Source organism: Parahoeflea alexandrii (assembly GCF_027214025.1).
Classification (GTDB): domain Bacteria; phylum Pseudomonadota; class Alphaproteobacteria; order Rhizobiales; family Rhizobiaceae; genus Hoeflea; species Hoeflea alexandrii_A.
This window is the reverse complement of sequence record NZ_JAPWHB010000001.1, coordinates 77034-94014: the sequence shown is the minus strand read 5'-3', so window position 1 is coordinate 94014 and position 16981 is coordinate 77034. Positions and strand designations below refer to the sequence as shown.

Below are 16981 nucleotides of genomic sequence, written 5' to 3'. Positions count from 1 at the left end.
TTCACGACACAGCGAACGTCCGCTTCCCGCCCTTGTCTGCCGCTCGATACAGTGCAGCAGGCTGCCCCTTTTTGGCTTCCATCACCCTCCACCCCATGCAAAAAGCCGGGGATTTCTCCCCGGCTCCTTTGCATTCATCCGCCAATGATCACCCCTGCGGGTCTTCATCCGGCGCAGCGTCTGGCGTATCTGCATCCGGCACGGCATCAGCCGTCCCTGCTGCAACCTCGCCCTCGGCGCCCTCGCCGAGCTCTTCTTCAGCCTCCGGCTCGCTGATGCGGTCGACCGAGACCACGCGCTCGTCCTTGGCGGTCGAGAAGATGGTCACGCCCTTGGTGGCGCGGCCGGCCATGCGGATGCCGCCGACCGGAACCCGGATCACCTGGCCGCCGTCCGACACCATCATGATCTGGTCGCCCTGCTCGACCGGGAAGGCCGCGACCAGCGGGCCGATCTCGCCGGTCTTCGAGGTATCGGTGGCGCGGATGCCCTTGCCGCCACGGCCGGAAATCCGGAACTCGTAGCTTGAGGAGCGCTTGCCGTAGCCCTTTTCCGAAACCGTGAGGATGAACTGCTCGCGCGCTTTCAGCTCCTCGTAGCGGTCGTTGGAGAGTTCGCCGATCTCCTCGGCCTCCTCGCCCACCAGAACCACGTCCTCGACCTCTTCGCCGGTTGCGGCCCGGCGTTCGGCCATGGCGCGCTTCAGGTAGGCGGCGCGTTCGGCCGCCTCCGCATCGACATGATGCACGATCGTCATCGAGATCAGGTGATCGTCGGTCCCGAGCGTCATGCCGCGCACGCCGATCGAGTTGCGGCCGGCAAAGACGCGGACATCATCGACCCGGAAGCGGATGCACTGGCCCAGCGCCGTGGTCAGCAGCACGTCGTCGAACTCGTTGCAGGTCTCGACATTGAGGATGGCGTCACCCTCCTCGTCGAGCTTCATTGCGATCTTGCCGTTGCGGTTGACCTGGACGAAGTCGCTGAGCTTGTTGCGCCGCACCGTACCGCGCGTGGTGGCGAACATCACGTCGAGATTGGCCCAGCTGTCCTCGTCCTCCGGCAGCGGCATGATCGAGGTGATGCGCTCGCCCTTTTCCAAGGGCAGCATGTTGATCAGCGCCTTGCCCTTGGATGTCGGCGTGCCTATCGGCAGGCGCCAGACCTTTTCCTTGTAGACGATGCCACGCGAGGAGAAGAACAGCACCGGCGTATGGGTGTTGGCGACAAACAGCCGTGTGACGAAATCCTCGTCCCGCGTCGACATGCCTGAGCGGCCCTTGCCGCCGCGGCGCTGCGCCCGGTAGGTGGCGAGCGGCACCCGCTTTATGTAGCCCGCGTGGCTCACGGTCACCACCATGTCCTCACGAGCGATCAGGTCCTCGTCGTCCATGTCCGCGCCACCCTCTACGATCTGGGTGCGGCGCGGCACGCCGAACTCGTCGCGCACGGCAATCAGCTCGTCCTTGACGATCTGCTGGACGCGCATGCGAGAGCCGAGGATTTCGAGGAAGTCCTTGATTTCCTCGCCGATCTTGCCGAGTTCGTCGCCGATTTCATCGCGCCCGAGCGCCGTCAGGCGGGCCAGGCGCAATTCGAGAATGGCACGCGCCTGTTCCTCGGACAGGTTGTAGGTGCCGTCCTCATTGATGCGGTGGCGCGGATCGTCGATCAACCGGATCAGCGTTTCGACATCCATCGCCGGCCAGCGCCGAGTCATCAACTGCTCGCGCGCGGTTGCCGGATCCGGCGCATTGCGGATCAGCGCGATGACCTCATCGATGTTGGCGACCGCGATGGCGAGGCCGACCAGCACATGGGCCCGTTCGCGCGCCTTGCGCAGCAGGTACTTGGTCCGCCTCGTGATCACGTCCTCGCGGAACGACACGAACGCCTTGAGCATGTCGATCAGCGTCATCAGCTCCGGCTTGCCGCCGTTGAGCGCCACCATGTTGACCCCGAACGAGGTCTGCAGCGGCGTGTAGCGGTAAAGCTGGTTGATGATCACGTCGGCAACCGCATCGCGCTTGAGCTCGATGACGACGCGGTAACCCTGGCGGTCGGATTCGTCGCGCAGGTCGGAAATGCCCTCGATCCGCTTGTCGCGCACCAGTTCGGCCATTTTCTCGATCATCGTCGCCTTGTTCACCTGGTAGGGAACCTCGGTGATGATGATGGCTTCGCGGTCGTTGCGCATCGGCTCGACGTGAACCTTGCCGCGCATCATCACCGAGCCGCGGCCGGTTTCGAACGCCTGCCGGATGCCGGCCTGCCCCAGGATGATGCCCGAGGTTGGGAAATCCGGACCGGGAATGATCTGCATCAGGTCGAGCAGTTCGATCGCCGGATTGTCCATGATGGCGATGCAGCCATTGACCACTTCGACCAGATTGTGCGGCGGAATGTTGGTGGCCATACCCACCGCGATGCCGCCCGCGCCATTGACCAGGAGGTTGGGGAACCGCGCCGGCACCACCTTCGGCTCGGAGCCGGAAGAGTCGTAAGTGTCCTGGAAGTCGACCGTATCCTTGTCGATGTCTTCCAGCATCTCGTGCGACAGCTTGGCAAGGCGCGATTCCGTGTAACGCATCGCCGCCGGCGGGTCGCCGTCGATCGAGCCGAAATTGCCCTGCCCGTCGACCAGCATTGCGCCCATCGACCAGTGCTGCGCCATGCGCACCATGGCGTCATAGATCGACTGGTCGCCGTGCGGGTGGTATTTACCCATCACGTCACCGACGATGCGCGACGACTTCACATATTTGCGGTTCCAGTGGTAACCGCCCTCGTGCATGGCGTAGAGAATGCGGCGATGCACCGGCTTGAGCCCGTCACGCACGTCGGGCAGCGCCCGGCTGACGATCACGCTCATGGCGTAATCGAGATAGGAACGCTGCATTTCCTCGATGATTGAAACCGGTTCGATGCCAGGCGTCAGCGGTCCGGAGGGTGTTTTTTGATCTGTCAAAGCGGTCCACGAAAATTGGATGGAATCATTAGTGCGTTATAGCCGAAAGCCGTTGCTGTCGCCAATTTTCACACCCTGTTTCAGCCGTTCAGGCGACTTTCTCCACCGTTGCGGCCCGACAGAGGGGTTTCGAAGACGGCCCGGGTGTCGTAAGTCCTTGTAAAAGGCAATGTGCCGGGCCGGCGGGGGATATGTGATGAATATCGATCTGATCGTGAATGCCTTCGTCACCATCATCGTGATGTTCGATCCGCCCGGCCTTGCCGCGATCTTTCTCGGACTGACCACCGGCATGACCCGCAGCCAGCGCATCCAGGTGGCGATGCGCGGCACTGTGACGGCCGCCGGCATCCTCGCGGTTTTCGCCATCGCCGGCGCCAGCCTGCTGAGCCTGCTCGGAATTTCGCTTGGCGCCTTCCGCATCGCCGGCGGCATATTGCTGTTCTGGATCGCCTTCGAGATGATCTTCGAGAAGCGCCACGAGCGGCAGGAAAAGAGCGCCGAACGGGCGATCACCAAGGATCACATCTCCAATGTCTCGGTGTTCCCGCTGGCCATTCCGCTGATCGCCGGACCCGGCGCGATTTCCGCCGTCATCCTGCTTGCGGGCTCCTTCTATGCGCCGGTGGAGCGCGCCGGGCTGATCGGCGTCATCATTGCCGCGTCCGTGGTGCTGTTTGCGTTCCTGGTCATCGCCGAGCGCATCGACCAGTTCCTGGGCGACACCGGCCGGACCATCCTGACGCGGTTGCTGGGCGTCATCCTGGCAGCGCTGTCGGTGCAGTTCGTCGTCGACGGCATCAAGCAGGCCTTCATCACGGTCTGATCGGAGACAGGCCGATGGACCCCGAGGAGTCATATGCTTTCGAAGCGGAACTCTGGCTCTACAGCGCCGCCAAGGCATCATGGCACTTTGTCACCGTGCCGGAAGACATCTCCCACCGGATCCGCTTCCTTGCCGGCCGGACAAACGGTTTCGGCTCAATCCGGGTGCGGGCCTGTATTGGCGAAAGCCGTTGGTCGACATCGTTGTTTCCGGACAAGGCAACGGGGTGCTATTTCCTGCCGCTCAAGGCCGATGTGCGCCGGGCTCGGGCCATCGCCGCCGGCGACCGTATCAGTGTCGAACTGACGATCGGCTGATCATACATGCGAAGTGAAAACAGGGCGGTTGATCTCCAGGTTCGTCCGTCCGTTGCCTGCCACCAGGGGCCATAATGCTTGTCATGAGCACGGACGACAACGCGTCGCGCATCAGCGGGAATGGCAATTCCCGACTTGTTTCAGGTGATGGGCTGCGGCTCCGGGACATCCGTTTTGGCAAGCACGATTGAGATGCCCTAGGCTGGTCCTCGATTGTCACTGACGTCAAACTAAAGTCGCGTCGCAAAAGCAGATTTTTATTTACGCGCGAAAACTTGTATAATTTACTTTATGATAGATTTCTGATTTAAAAATCTACCCTGGGCATGGGTCTCCCAAGGACAAATCGTTCCAGTGAGAACACGTCAAAACCGGCTCCGGTCAGATTATCGATGTCAGACACCAAACATGAAAATGTGGTTTCCCGGTTGGTAGAACTACTTCTCGATGACCCAGTGATTTCAGACCATGTGATTTCGACAACGAACTACTCGCTGGGAAGATTATGCCTTGATAGCGAAGACTACATCGATCATATATGGTGGGATGTACATGGCAGCATCGTCAGAAGAATAATCATGGATGCCTACGCGTACATTAATGTGATATATTAGTTCTGCCTTCGCTACAGGAAAGATTGAGTGATACGGCGTTTCTGCTTGAACTCAAAACAACCCATGGAACAGCAAGGGCCATTCCACACGGATCAAGGTCAACTGCAGAGCTTGAAGCGTGACGTGAAGCTGAGCCCGAATCGCGGCACCGCCACGCCTGTCGGAAGCACCGATGCTCACCGACAAGGCTCGACACATTGGAGGTGCACCTCACCTATGCCCTAATGCATGTCGCACTCAATTCGGTTCAATTGAGCGATAACGAACATGCATCATTTCAAAGTGCTGCAGCGTCCTATGCGCATCCAATTGGATGCGGGGCGCTGTAGACCAATTCCAGCGAAAGTGGGAACCGTTTTCGCGTCCGGAAATGGGTGAAAACAATAAGATAGAGCATTCTCGGCGCCTCCGTTTTCACCGGAAATGCTCGAGTGTCGGGCACACCTGCGCCGCCGCCATTTACAAGCCGTTGTTGTCAGGTGGCTGCCGGATGGCCATCGGTCAACTGCAGCAGATCCCAGAGATTCCCGTAGATATCGCGAAACACCGCCACCGTGCCGTAATCTTCGGTCTTGGGCTCGCGGACGAACTCGACGCCTTCCGCAATCAGGCGATTGTAGTCACCCCAGAAATCATCGGTGTTGAGGAACATGAACACCCGGCCCCCGGTCTGGTTGCCGATGAACGGCTCCTGTTCCGGCTTCGACGCCCGCGCCAGAACAATCGACGTGCCCTGCCCGCCCTTTGGCCGGACCACGACCCAGCGCTTGTCCTGCTCGGCCTGATAGGTGTCCTCCAGCAGATCGAACCCGAGCACGCCGCAATAAAAGGCGATGGCCTCATCGTAATCGCGAACCACCAGAGCGACGTGGGTGATGGATTGCTTCATTGGCTGCGGTCCTTGTGGCCGGCATTCGGTTGCCCCGAAAAACAAAGGCCCGCAAACGGATGTTGGCGGGCCTTGGCAATGCGATCCGATTGATCAGAACGGAATGTCGTCGTCGAGATCACGCGACGATCCGCCGCCAAATCCGCCGCCACCGCCCGAACCGCCACCGGACGATCCGCCGCCGAAGTCGCCACCACCACCGTAGTCCCCGCCGCGGCCACCACCGCCGCCATAATCCCCGCCACGGCCACCACCGCCGCCACCGCCTTCATTGCGTCCGTCGAGCATGGTCAGGTTGCCGTTGAACCCCTGCAACACCACTTCGGTCGAATACTTGTCCTGCCCAGACTGGTCGGTCCATTTGCGGGTCTGCAACTGGCCTTCGATATAGACCTTCGAGCCCTTCTTGAGATAATTTTCAGCGATCTTGCACAGGCCTTCATTGAAGATCACCACGCGGTGCCATTCCGTCTTCTCGCGCCGCTCGCCGGAGTTCTTGTCGCGCCAGCTTTCCGACGTCGCAACCGAAAGATTGGCGATCGGACGCCCGTCCTGGGTGCGCTTGATATCGGGATCGGCCCCCAGATTGCCGATGAGAATGACCTTGTTGACGCTGCCCGCCATGATGTTTCACCTTCCAACACTTCAGGCGGCCCTGAGCCGCCCCGTCCAAATCGTTCCTCACCTTACAGGATCGTCCTTCCGCCCGTCAGGCGGGGGCTGACAATCCACAGGCCTTTTTTGTTCTTCATTTGTTCTAGTATTCATGTCAGTTTCTGTCAAGAGATTCGGTTTTCACACAGGCAACCGCCTCTGCGGCGTCTCGACATTGCCGGTGAGGTGCTTATGTATGGATCGGGCTGTCCGGGAACCATATAACAAGTCCGGTGTTCCTCAGCGGCAGCGTGTTTCTACGGGATACGATCAGGAGCCTTGATCGTGGAAATGGAACTTCGAGGCAAACAGGCAATTGGGCGGTCCGGGCGTTAGTGAGAGCGCCCCGGATACTCCACGGCAAATCGGCGGCGTCATGACTGAACTCAAATCGATCACCATTCGCGGAGCCCGCGAGCACAATCTCAAGAACGTCGATCTCGACCTGCCGCGCAACAGCCTGATCGTCATGACCGGGCTGTCGGGGTCGGGCAAATCCTCGCTGGCGTTCGACACCATCTATGCCGAGGGCCAGCGCCGCTACGTCGAGAGCCTCTCGGCTTACGCGCGCCAGTTCCTCGAGATGATGCAGAAGCCCGATGTCGACCAGATCGACGGGTTGTCGCCAGCGATCTCCATCGAGCAGAAGACCACCAGCCGCAACCCGCGCTCGACCGTGGGCACGGTCACCGAGATCTACGATTACATGCGGCTGCTGTTTGCCCGGGTCGGCGTGCCCTACTCGCCGGCGACCGGCCTGCCGATCGAGAGCCAGACCATCAGCCAGATGGTTGACCGCGTACTGGCGCTGGAGGAAGGCACGCGGCTTTATGTGCTGGCGCCCGTGGTGCGCGGCCGCAAGGGCGAGTACCGCAAGGAACTGGCCGAGTTCATGAAAAAGGGCTTTCAACGGGTCAAGGTCGACGGCCAGTATTACGAGATCGCCGATGTGCCGGCGCTCGACAAGAAATACAAGCACGACATCGACATCGTCGTCGACCGCATCGTCGTCCGCCCCGACATCGCCGCGCGCCTGGCCGACAGCCTGGAAACCTGCCTGCGGCTGGCCGACGGCCTGGCCATCGCCGAATTCGCCGACAAGCCGCTGCCGGAAGCCGAGACCTCGGCCGGCGGCTCGGCCAACAAGTCATTGAACGAAACCCACGAGCGCATGCTGTTCTCGGAAAAATTCGCCTGCCCTGTCTCCGGCTTCACCATTTCCGAGATCGAGCCGCGGCTGTTTTCCTTCAACAACCCGCACGGCGCCTGCCCGACCTGCGACGGCCTCGGCACCCAGAAGACCATCGACGAGGCGCTGATCATCCCCGAGCCGAACCTGACCTTGCGCGGCGGCGCCGTGGCGCCCTGGGCCAAGTCGAGCTCTCCCTATTACACCCAGACGCTCGAGGCGCTGGGCAAGCATTTCGGCTTCAAGCTTGGCGACCGCTGGGACGAACTGCCCGCCAAGGGCAAGGCCGCCATTCTGCGCGGCACCGAGGAGAAGATCGCCTTCAAATATGACGACGGCCTGCGCTCCTACACCACGTCGAAGAACTTCGAGGGCATCATCCCCAATCTCGAACGGCGCTGGAAGGAAACCGACAGCGCCTGGGCGCGCGAGGAAATCGAGCGCTACATGTCAAACGCCCCCTGCCCGGCCTGCAACGGCTACCGGCTCAAGCCCGAGGCGCGCGCAGTCAAGATCGGCGGCCGCCATATCGGCGAGGTCACCGAGCTTTCGATCCGCGTCGCCGGCGACTGGTTCGAAGAGCTTCCCGCCGGGCTCAATGAGCAGCAGAACCAGATTGCGGTCCGCATCCTCAAGGAGATCCGCGACCGGCTGAAATTCCTGAACGACGTCGGCCTCGATTACCTGACGCTATCGCGCAATTCCGGCTCGCTGTCGGGCGGCGAGAGCCAGCGCATCCGGCTCGCCTCGCAGATCGGTTCCGGCCTTACCGGCGTGCTCTACGTTCTCGACGAGCCGTCGATCGGCCTGCACCAGCGCGACAATGCGCGGCTCCTGGAGACGCTCAAGCACCTGCGCGATATCGGCAATACGGTGATTGTCGTCGAGCACGACGAGGACGCCATCCTGACCGCCGATTACGTCGTCGACATCGGGCCGCATGCCGGCATTCATGGCGGCGAGATCATCGCCCAGGGAACGCCCGCCGACATCATGGCCAACCCGCGCTCGATCACTGGCAAGTATCTCTCCGGCGAACTCGCCGTCGAAGTGCCGGCCGAGCGCCGCAAGCCGAAAAAGAAGAAGGAACTCACGGTCGTCGGCGCCCGCGGCAACAATCTCAAGAACGTCTCCGCCTCGATCCCGCTCGGCGTCTTCACCGCGGTGACCGGCGTCTCGGGTGGCGGCAAGTCCACCTTCCTGATCGAGACGCTCTACAAGGCAGCGGCCCGCCGGGTGATGGGCGCCCGCGAAAACCCGGCCGAGCACGACCGGATCGATGGCTTCGAGCACATCGACAAGGTGATCGACATCGACCAGTCGCCGATCGGCCGCACCCCGCGCTCGAATCCGGCCACCTATACTGGAGCCTTTACGCCGATCCGCGACTGGTTCGCCGGCCTACCCGAGGCCAAGGCGCGCGGCTACCAGCCGGGCCGCTTCTCGTTCAACGTCAAGGGCGGGCGCTGCGAGGCCTGCCAGGGCGACGGCGTGATCAAGATCGAGATGCACTTCCTGCCAGATGTCTACGTCACCTGCGACGTCTGCCACGGCAAGCGCTACAACCGCGAGACGCTGGACGTCACCTTCAAGGGCAAGTCGATCGCCGACGTGCTCGACATGACGGTCGAGGAAGGCGTCGAGTTCTTCGCCGCCGTCCCCGCCGTGCGCGACAAGCTGCAGGCGCTTGAGGGCGTGGGGCTCGGCTACATCAAGGTCGGACAACAGGCGACGACGCTGTCGGGCGGCGAGGCGCAGCGCGTCAAGCTCGCCAAGGAACTGTCGAAGCGCTCGACCGGCCGCACCCTCTACATTCTCGACGAGCCGACCACGGGACTGCATTTCCACGATGTCGCCAAGCTGCTCGAAGTGCTGCACGAACTGGTCGACCAGGGCAATTCGGTGGTGGTCATCGAGCACAATCTCGAAGTCATCAAGACCGCCGACTGGGTGATCGACCTCGGCCCCGAAGGCGGCGACGGCGGCGGCGAGATCGTCGCCGAAGGCACGCCCGAGGACATCGTCAAGGTCGAACGCAGCTACACCGGACAATTCCTCAAGGAACTGCTGGAGCGGCGTCCGCAGAAACGGGTGGAAGCGGCGGAGTAAAGCTATAATTCCTTCTGAAAGAAAAACGGATACCGAGGCAAGCCAAGGACAACCAAATGACCACTTCCGGCACAATCCGCACCGGCATCGGCGGCTGGGTGTTTGATCCCTGGAACGAGAGTTTCTATCCGCCCAAGCTGCCCAAGACGAAGCAGTTGCGCCACGCGGGCTCGCAACTCCACGCAATCGAGGTCAACGGCACCTATTACGGCAGCCAGAAGCCCGCGACATTCGCCAAATGGGCGGCCGACGTGCCGGATGGCTTTGTCTTTTCTTTGAAGGCCAGCCGCTACTGCACCAACCGCAAGGTGCTGGCCGAAGCCGAACCGTCGATCAGCAAGTTCCTGACCCAGGGAATCACCGAACTCGGTGACCGGCTTGGGCCGATCCTCTGGCAGTTCATGCCGACCAAGAAGTTCGAGCCCGACGATTTCGCCGCCTTCCTCGCGCTGCTGCCGGCCGAGCAGGACGGCATCGCACTGCGCCACGTCGTCGAAGCTCGGCACGAGAGTTTTTGCGTGCCCGAATTCATCGAGCTGCTGGCGAGCCACAATGTGGCGGCGGTTTGCGCCGATCATGACACCTATCCGATGATCGCCGATGTCACCTCGGATTTCGTCTATGTGCGGCTGCAGCGCGGCAGCGACGACATTGCGACCTGTTATCCGCCTGAAGATATCGACCTCTGGGCAAGCCGGCTGAAGACCTATGCTGCGGGCGATGCGCCATCCGACCTGTCGATGATCGCCCCTGAGCGGACCGCCGAGAAGCAGCCGCGCGACGTTTTCGCCTTCTTCATCACCGGCGGCAAGGTCAATGCGCCGGCCGGCGCCATCGCCCTGCAGAAGCGGATCTGACGCCGCGCCCCGAGAATTTTCTCAACCGCTTGATGGCGATCAACGCAATCCCATCCGGTGGCCTCCATTGTCGACCCCGTAACCTTCGCAATCACGGGAGAGCGAGATGGCAATGTTGACTGGAAAAACTGCACTTGTAACCGGATCCGGCGCGGGCATCGGTCGCGCGACGGCGCTGAAATTTGCCGCCGAGGGCGCCAATGTCGTGGTGTCGGATATCCATGTTCGGGCCGGCGAAGAAACCGTTTCGATGATTCATTCGGCGGGTGGAAAGGCGATGTTCCAGCATGCCGATGTCTCCAACGCCGAGGAAGTCGCGGCTCTGGTGGCGGGAGCCGTCGACCAGTACGGTCGGCTGGATTGCGCGGTCAACAATGCCGGGATCGAAGGTGCCATCGCTCCCTTGGCTGACCAGGCCGAAGCCAATTTCGATACGATTATGCGGATCAACGCCAAGGGCACCTATCTGTGCCTGCAGGCTGAAATCCGTTACATGCTCGAGGCTGGCGGCGGCACCATCGTTAATCTCGCCTCGGTCGCGGGCCTGATCGGATTTCCGGGCCTTTCGCCCTATGTCGCCTCCAAGCACGCGGTCATAGGAATGACCAGGAATGCCGCGCTCGAATACGGCAAGGCCGGAATCCGGGTCAACGCCGTCTGCCCCGGCGGCATCGATACGCGAATGCTCGATTCGCTTGCGTCCCAGGCGACGGCAGGCGCCCAGACAAGCAGCCAGATGATGGATCCGCTGCATCCGCTCGGCCGCATCGGCACGCCAGAGGAAGTGGCGAACCTCATCGTCTGGCTGTCTTCGCCCGAAGCATCGTTCATGCTCGGCGCCATAGTTCCGGTCGACGGCGGTTATGTTGCCCAGTAAGGCTGCATGAAATCCCGGAGCCACGAAACAGCATCGTGGCTCCGTCAACCGGCTGGGGAGTCGGGCGGCGTCTAACGCGTATGCTTCGGCAGGAAGACCGTCAGCAGCCCGAGAAACGGCAGGAACGAGCAGATCTGGTAGACGAAGACGATCCCCTTCGCATCCGCCACCTGCCCCAGCACCGCCGCCGAGATGCCACCCATGCCGAAGGCGAAGCCGAAGAACACCCCGGCAATCAGCCCCACCCTGCCAGGCACCAGTTCCTGCGCGAAAACGACGATGGCCGGAAACGCCGAGGCCAGCACAATGCCGATGATCACCGTCAGCACCGCGGTCCAGAACAGGTCCGCATAAGGCAGCATCAGCGTGAACGGCAGCACGCCCAGGATCGACACCCAGATCACCGCCCTTGCGCCGATCCGGTCACCGATCGGCCCGCCGATCAGCGTGCCGGTCGCCATGGCGCCCAGGAAGACAAACAGCATCAGCTGCGCATCCTGTACCCCGACACCGAACCGCTCGATCGCATAGAAGGTATAGAAGCTGGTGAAACTGGCGACATAGATGTTCTTGGTGAACACCAGCAGCGCCAGCACCACGAGCGCAAGGATGACCCTGCGGCGGCTGTGCGCCAGGGTCTTGTCCGGTGCCGGCCGCCCGGCCGACGCGCGGCGATAGGCGGCATACCAACGGCTGACCCAGGTCAGGATGATCATGCCGGTCAGCGCCGCAAGGCCGAACCAGGCGACCGAGCCCTGGCCGTTGGGGACAATGATGAAGGCCGCCAGCAGCGGCCCGCTGGCGGTGCCGATATTGCCACCCACCTGGAAAACCGACTGTGCGGTACCGTGCCTGCCGCCCGATGCCAGCCGGGCAATCCGGGAGGATTCCGGGTGGAAGACGGCCGACCCCAAGCCGACCAGTGCCGCCGCCAGGAGCAGCAGCACGTAATAGCCTGCCGACGACAGCAGCAACAGGCCCAGCAGCGTGAATCCGGTCCCGACCGGCAGCGCATAACCGATCGGCCGCTTGTCGGTGAATGCCCCGATCGCCGGCTGCAGCAGCGAGGCCGTGAACTGGAAGGCGAATGTCAGCAGGCCGATCTGGGCAAAGCTCAGGTCGTAATTGATCTTCAGGATCGGATAGATCGCCGCCAGCACCGACTGCATCGTGTCGTTGAGGAAATGACAGATGCTCAGCGCCACCACCACCGAAAACGCGGCAGGCGTCGCAGCCTGGGTAATCGTCCCGGCTCCGGGGTTCTCAGGGATGACACGCATGACAGGTCCTCAAGATCACTCGCCGCAGGCCAGCCGGGTATCGCCCCGGATTGCGCCTACCGCCAAATATCGACACGGCAGGCCGGGCTGAACCGGACAAGTCCAACCGGGCATACCAGCTTTGACTGCCCCAGGCAGTTCCATTGCAATTGGTACACGCCTTGTCGGCAGCCCGCCTTCGTGGTTTGGTCTAGTTTTTACGCATTCGGGCCAAACATGACGTCATCATCGGAAAATCAGGTTTCCTCGCAAATCGCCAGCCTGCGCGCCAGCAATCGAGCCTTGGTCGAGGCATCCGACACGCCGGCGGTGGCTTTCGCGCATCGTTTCGAGCGCGATGAGCACGTCTTGGAACATCAGCACAGCAGATCGCAGCTGCTGCACCCCATAACCGGCGTGGTCACCGTCAAGACTCCCGCCGGACGCTGGATGGTGCCGCCCGATCACGCCTTGTGGATCCCGGCGGGTGTCCGCCATGCGGTCGACACCATCGGCAGGGTCGAGATGCACTCGGCTTACGTCAAGCCCGATGCCATTCCCGGCCTTCCCACCCACCTGCATGTCACCGGCATGACCCGCCTGATGCGCAGCCTGTTGGCCGAAACGGTGAGGATCGGGCCGGATGCCACCGGCACCCGGGCGCAGCTGATCCAGGAAGCGCTGCTGCATGAAATTCCGATCCTGCCCGAAAGACCGCTAGGATTGCCGTTGCCGCGCAGCGCCCGCCTCGCTGGACTCTGCCACAGTTTTGTCGCCCAACCCTCGGTCCGTCTGGAGATCGACGACTGGGCCGGCCGGGCCGGCATGAGCCGGCGCACGTTCACCCGAATCTTCCGTCAGCAAACCGGCCTCAGCCTCTCCGCCTGGCGCCAGCAGGCCTGCGTCATGGCCGCACTTCCGCGGCTGAGCGCCGGCGAAGCAGTGACGGCGGTCGCCATGGATCTTGGCTACGACAGCATGCCGGCCTTCACCACCATGTTTTCGCGGGTAATGGGCGCGCCGCCAAAGACTTACTTCAAGAATCAGCGCACCCAGTGATACACTCAATGAGTTTTTCACGCGGAGAAACAACTATGGGTAAGCAAATTGTGACATTTGTGAAAATACGATAGTCTGAGTCGTATTCCCGTCAGACCCAGCGATCGTGGAAACTATGCTGCCGAAAGCATCTTCCGGCGCGCCAGGGGTCTGCCGTTCCATTACAGTTTCAGGTGTTTCATGTCCGGAATGGTCGTTTTCATCAATCTTGCCGGCGCGGTTGCGCTGCTGCTCTGGGCCACCCGCATGGTCCGCACCGGCATAGAACGGGCCTACGGCAACGTGCTTCGCGAAAGGTTGCGGATGGCGATCGGCAACCGGGTCACCGCCGCCATAGCCGGTTTTTTCTTCGCCATCGCCCTGCAAAGCGCCACCGCCGTTGCCCTGATCGTCGCGGGCTTCGTCGCCAGCGGTTACGTGTCGACGGCCATCGGCATCGCCACATTGCTCGGAGCGGACCTCGGCTCGGCACTTGTGGTCCGCATCCTGCGCCAGGATCTTTCGCTGCTGATCCCGGTTCTGCTTCTCGCCGGAACCTTCGCTTTCCGGGCTAGCGAATCCCGTCAGTGGCGGCAGATTGGCCGCATTCTCTTCGGGCTCGGGCTGCTGCTGCTGTCACTTCGGCTGATCGGCGAAGCCTCCATCCCGCTCAAGACCAGCCAGATCCTGCCGGTCATCATCAACTACCTCTCGCGCGACTGGATCACCGCCTTTGTCCTTGCCGCAGTGCTTGCCTGGGCGTTTCATTCCAGTGTCGCCGCCGTGCTGCTGCTGGCATCGCTGGCCGACCGGGCGTTGATTCCCCCGGTGCTGATCATTCCGCTGGTCCTTGGCATCAATTTCGGCGCCGCTATCATCGGGGCGGTCCTGACCCGCGGCGAGCGCGTCGATGCCCGGATCGTGCCGCTCGGCAATGTCGCCATTCGCGGATTGGGGACATTGCTGGCCCTTTCCGCGCAACTGACATTCGAACTCGAAAGCGGCCTCTTTTCCGCCCACCCCGGCGATGCGGTGGTGCTCGTCCACCTCGCCATCAATCTGGCGGTGGTGATCTTCGGACTGCCGTTCTGCAGCATCGTCGGTCGTCTGCTGACGGCATGGTTGACCCCGGTCACGCAGATCGACGAGGCAACCACTGAAAAACGCATGTCGGCGCTCAAGGCCGAACATCTGTCCAATCCGCAACAGGCCATCGCCGACGCTACGAGGGAAGTGCTGACCGTCTGCGAACGGTTCGAACTGATGCTGACCTGGATCTTCGAGGTGCTGGACAAGCCGGACAAGCAGAAGATCGTGCGGATTGAAAAGCTGGACGACGAAATCGACGAGACCCATCGCGAGATCAAGTTCTATCTGGCCAAGATATCCCAGAGCGCGCTTGACGAGAAATCGGCCGCACAGTTGCAGGATCTCCTGGGCGCCACCATCAAGCTCGAACAGGCCGCCGACATCATAGCCCAGAACATGGTCACCAGGGTCCGCAAAAAGCACGCCCGCCACATCGCCTTCTCGGCGGAAGGCTGGCATGAGCTGAAGGATCTGCACCAGGAAGTGATGCGAAACGCCCGCCTCGCCTTCAACCTTTTCGTAAATCGCGACGTCGATCACGCCCGCCAGCTGGTCGCCCAGAAGGAGGTGGTCCGCACCATGGTCCGCAACAGCGAGGAAAGCCACATGCAGAGGCTTCGCGACGGCAACGACAACAGCTACGACAGCAGCTCGATCCACATCGACACCATGCGCGATCTGAAAGAGATCAACTCGCTGTTTGCATCAATCGCCTATCCGGTACTGGCCAGCGCCGGCATGCTGCGCAAGAGCCGGCTCTTGTAGGCCGGCCGCAACGCCCGGATGCGCCGCATCAGAACGGGATGATGCAGGCGGACAGATCTTCAGCCGTCATTCCCCGGCCCGCGCGGGTGCCCGCCTGGCCGTGGAGCGCCACGCCGGCGCAGGAGGCCTCGAACGGCGGCATGCCCTGGGCCAGGAGCCCGCCGATGATCCCCGACAGCACGTCGCCTGATCCGGCGGTGGCAAGCCAGGCCGGCGCATCCGCGTTGACCGCCGCCCGGCCATCCGGCGCGGCGATCACTGTGTCGGCCCCCTTGTAGACCACCACCGCATTGCAGGCGCGCGCTGCCGCGCAGGCGCGGTCGATCTTGGACAGTGCGGCGTCTTCGGCAAGATCGGCAAACAGCCTGCGGAATTCGCCTTCATGCGGCGTCATCACCAGCCGCGTCTCGCCCGCAAACAGCCCGCCCAGCTGCCCCGCATCCGCCGCAAAGGCGGTCAGCCCGTCCGCGTCGAGAACCACGGGCTTTCCGGTCTGCGCCAGTTTTTCCGTGTAGGTACGCGCCTTGTCGAGATCCCCGAACCCGGGACCTATGACAAAGGCCGACAGTCTCCTGTCTGCAAGCCACTCGGCCAGGTCCGCCTCATCCCGTATCGCGCGCTGCATGATCGCGGTCAAGTGGGTGGCCTGCAGCATGACCGCGCTCGGGGCTGAAGCTATCGTCACCAGGCCGGCGCCGGTCTTGAGCCCGGCCATAGCCGCCAGGCGCGCGGCGCCGGTGGCAATCAGCGGTCCCGAAAACACGCCGAGATGACCGCGGCCATACTTGTGCTGCGACGGATCGTCGGCCGGCAGCTGCGCCTTGTAGAGACCCGGATGATTTCGCCAGACGGTCTCCCCGCTGGCAATCAGCCGTGCCGGGATTCCGATATCGCACAGATGCATTTCGCCACACAGCGCCCTGCCCGGCATCAAAATATGCCCCGGTTTCAGCGCAGCGAATGTCACCGTATGGTCGGCGGAAAAACAGGCACCCGTCGGAACGCCGGTTCGTCCCGAAAGCCCCGACGGCAGGTCGACGGCGATCACCGGCGTCTCGGCCTGCCGCGCGCGCTCGATGACCGAGGCGACATCGGCGTCGACCGGCCGGTCGAGACCGGCGCCAAACAATGCATCGACAATCACGTCGCCGGCGCGCGGTTGCCAGTCCGCAAGCGGCTGCAGCTTGCCCGGACAGCCGGCACGCGCCTTTGCAGCGTCCCCTCCGGGTTTCGGCTCAGGGCCAAAGCGAATGACATCCACGCCACTCGCCGCCAGCAGCCGGGCGGCGACATGACCGTCGCCGCCATTGTTGCCTGGCCCGCACAGCACCACCGCGCGCCGGGCGCCGGGAAAATGGGCCAGGAAAACAGCCGCAACATGGCCGCCGGCCACCTGCATCAGGCCGAAGCTGTCGATGCCGCTGTCAGCGGCAGCCCTGTCGATCCTGCCCATCGCAGCGGGGGAAACCAGCAATGTGTCGTTTATCGCCATCAGCGTTCGTCGCATGGCCCCGGCGCAACGGTCAAGAT

12 protein-coding genes are annotated in these 16981 nt (G+C 62.5%); 7 read left to right on the top strand and 5 right to left on the bottom strand.

What is annotated here, in order from left to right:
• Positions 1-148 precede the first annotated feature (148 nt).
• Positions 149-2968, bottom strand: coding sequence for a DNA gyrase subunit A (gene gyrA / locus O4H62_RS00455; RefSeq protein ID WP_269385086.1), 2820 nt, complete (start codon positions 2966-2968; stop codon positions 149-151).
• A gap of 196 nt (positions 2969-3164) precedes the next feature.
• Here gyrA and O4H62_RS00450 point away from each other — a divergent pair, with 196 nt between their 5' ends.
• A complete protein-coding gene (locus O4H62_RS00450) occupies positions 3165-3794 on the top strand; it encodes a MarC family protein (protein WP_430538354.1) in 630 nt (209 codons plus the stop codon).
• Between the two features lie 14 nt (positions 3795-3808).
• A complete protein-coding gene (locus O4H62_RS00445) occupies positions 3809-4111 on the top strand; it encodes a DUF1905 domain-containing protein (protein ID WP_269385084.1) in 303 nt (100 codons plus the stop codon).
• Between the two features lie 1089 nt (positions 4112-5200).
• Here the strand turns inward: O4H62_RS00445 and O4H62_RS00440 are convergent.
• Together O4H62_RS00440 and O4H62_RS00435 are read right to left on the bottom strand one after the other, a co-directional pair.
• Positions 5201-5614: a VOC family protein gene (locus O4H62_RS00440; protein ID WP_269385083.1), complete on the bottom strand. Its 414-nt coding sequence runs from the start codon at positions 5612-5614 to the stop codon at positions 5201-5203.
• 93 nt (positions 5615-5707) lie between these two features.
• The gene (locus O4H62_RS00435) at positions 5708-6238 is read right to left on the bottom strand and encodes a single-stranded DNA-binding protein (RefSeq protein WP_269385082.1); all 531 of its coding nucleotides are present in this window, start codon (positions 6236-6238) and stop codon (positions 5708-5710) included.
• Positions 6239-6644: 406 nt separating this feature from the next.
• On the opposite strand from O4H62_RS00435, the gene uvrA reads away from it, so the two are divergent.
• From uvrA to O4H62_RS00420, 3 genes are all read left to right on the top strand, one after another.
• Entirely contained in the window at positions 6645-9566 is a 2922-nt protein-coding gene (gene uvrA / locus O4H62_RS00430; RefSeq protein ID WP_269385081.1) for an excinuclease ABC subunit UvrA, read from the top strand.
• A 56-nt stretch (positions 9567-9622) separates the two neighbouring features.
• On the top strand, positions 9623-10423 hold the full coding sequence (locus tag O4H62_RS00425; protein WP_269385080.1) for a DUF72 domain-containing protein: 801 nt from the start codon (positions 9623-9625) through the stop codon (positions 10421-10423).
• A gap of 106 nt (positions 10424-10529) precedes the next feature.
• On the top strand, positions 10530-11300 hold the full coding sequence (locus O4H62_RS00420; RefSeq protein ID WP_269385078.1) for a glucose 1-dehydrogenase: 771 nt from the start codon (positions 10530-10532) through the stop codon (positions 11298-11300).
• A 71-nt stretch (positions 11301-11371) separates the two neighbouring features.
• On the opposite strand, the gene O4H62_RS00415 is transcribed toward O4H62_RS00420, so the two are convergent.
• Entirely contained in the window at positions 11372-12580 is a 1209-nt protein-coding gene (locus tag O4H62_RS00415) for an MFS transporter (protein ID WP_269385077.1), read from the bottom strand.
• Between the two features lie 216 nt (positions 12581-12796).
• On the opposite strand from O4H62_RS00415, the gene O4H62_RS00410 reads away from it, so the two are divergent.
• Together O4H62_RS00410 and O4H62_RS00405 are read left to right on the top strand one after the other, a co-directional pair.
• Positions 12797-13618 (top strand): AraC family transcriptional regulator, encoded by an 822-nt coding sequence (locus tag O4H62_RS00410; protein WP_269385075.1) that lies wholly within the window; start codon positions 12797-12799, stop codon positions 13616-13618.
• 180 nt (positions 13619-13798) lie between these two features.
• Positions 13799-15451 carry a Na/Pi cotransporter family protein gene (locus O4H62_RS00405; RefSeq protein ID WP_269385073.1) on the top strand — a complete coding sequence of 551 codons (1653 nt, stop codon included), beginning with the start codon at positions 13799-13801 and terminating at the stop codon, positions 15449-15451.
• A 28-nt stretch (positions 15452-15479) separates the two neighbouring features.
• Here the strand turns inward: O4H62_RS00405 and O4H62_RS00400 are convergent, their stop codons facing one another.
• Positions 15480-16943: an NAD(P)H-hydrate dehydratase gene (locus O4H62_RS00400; RefSeq protein WP_269385071.1), complete on the bottom strand. Its 1464-nt coding sequence runs from the start codon at positions 16941-16943 to the stop codon at positions 15480-15482.
• Between the last annotated feature and the right edge of the window lie 38 nt (positions 16944-16981).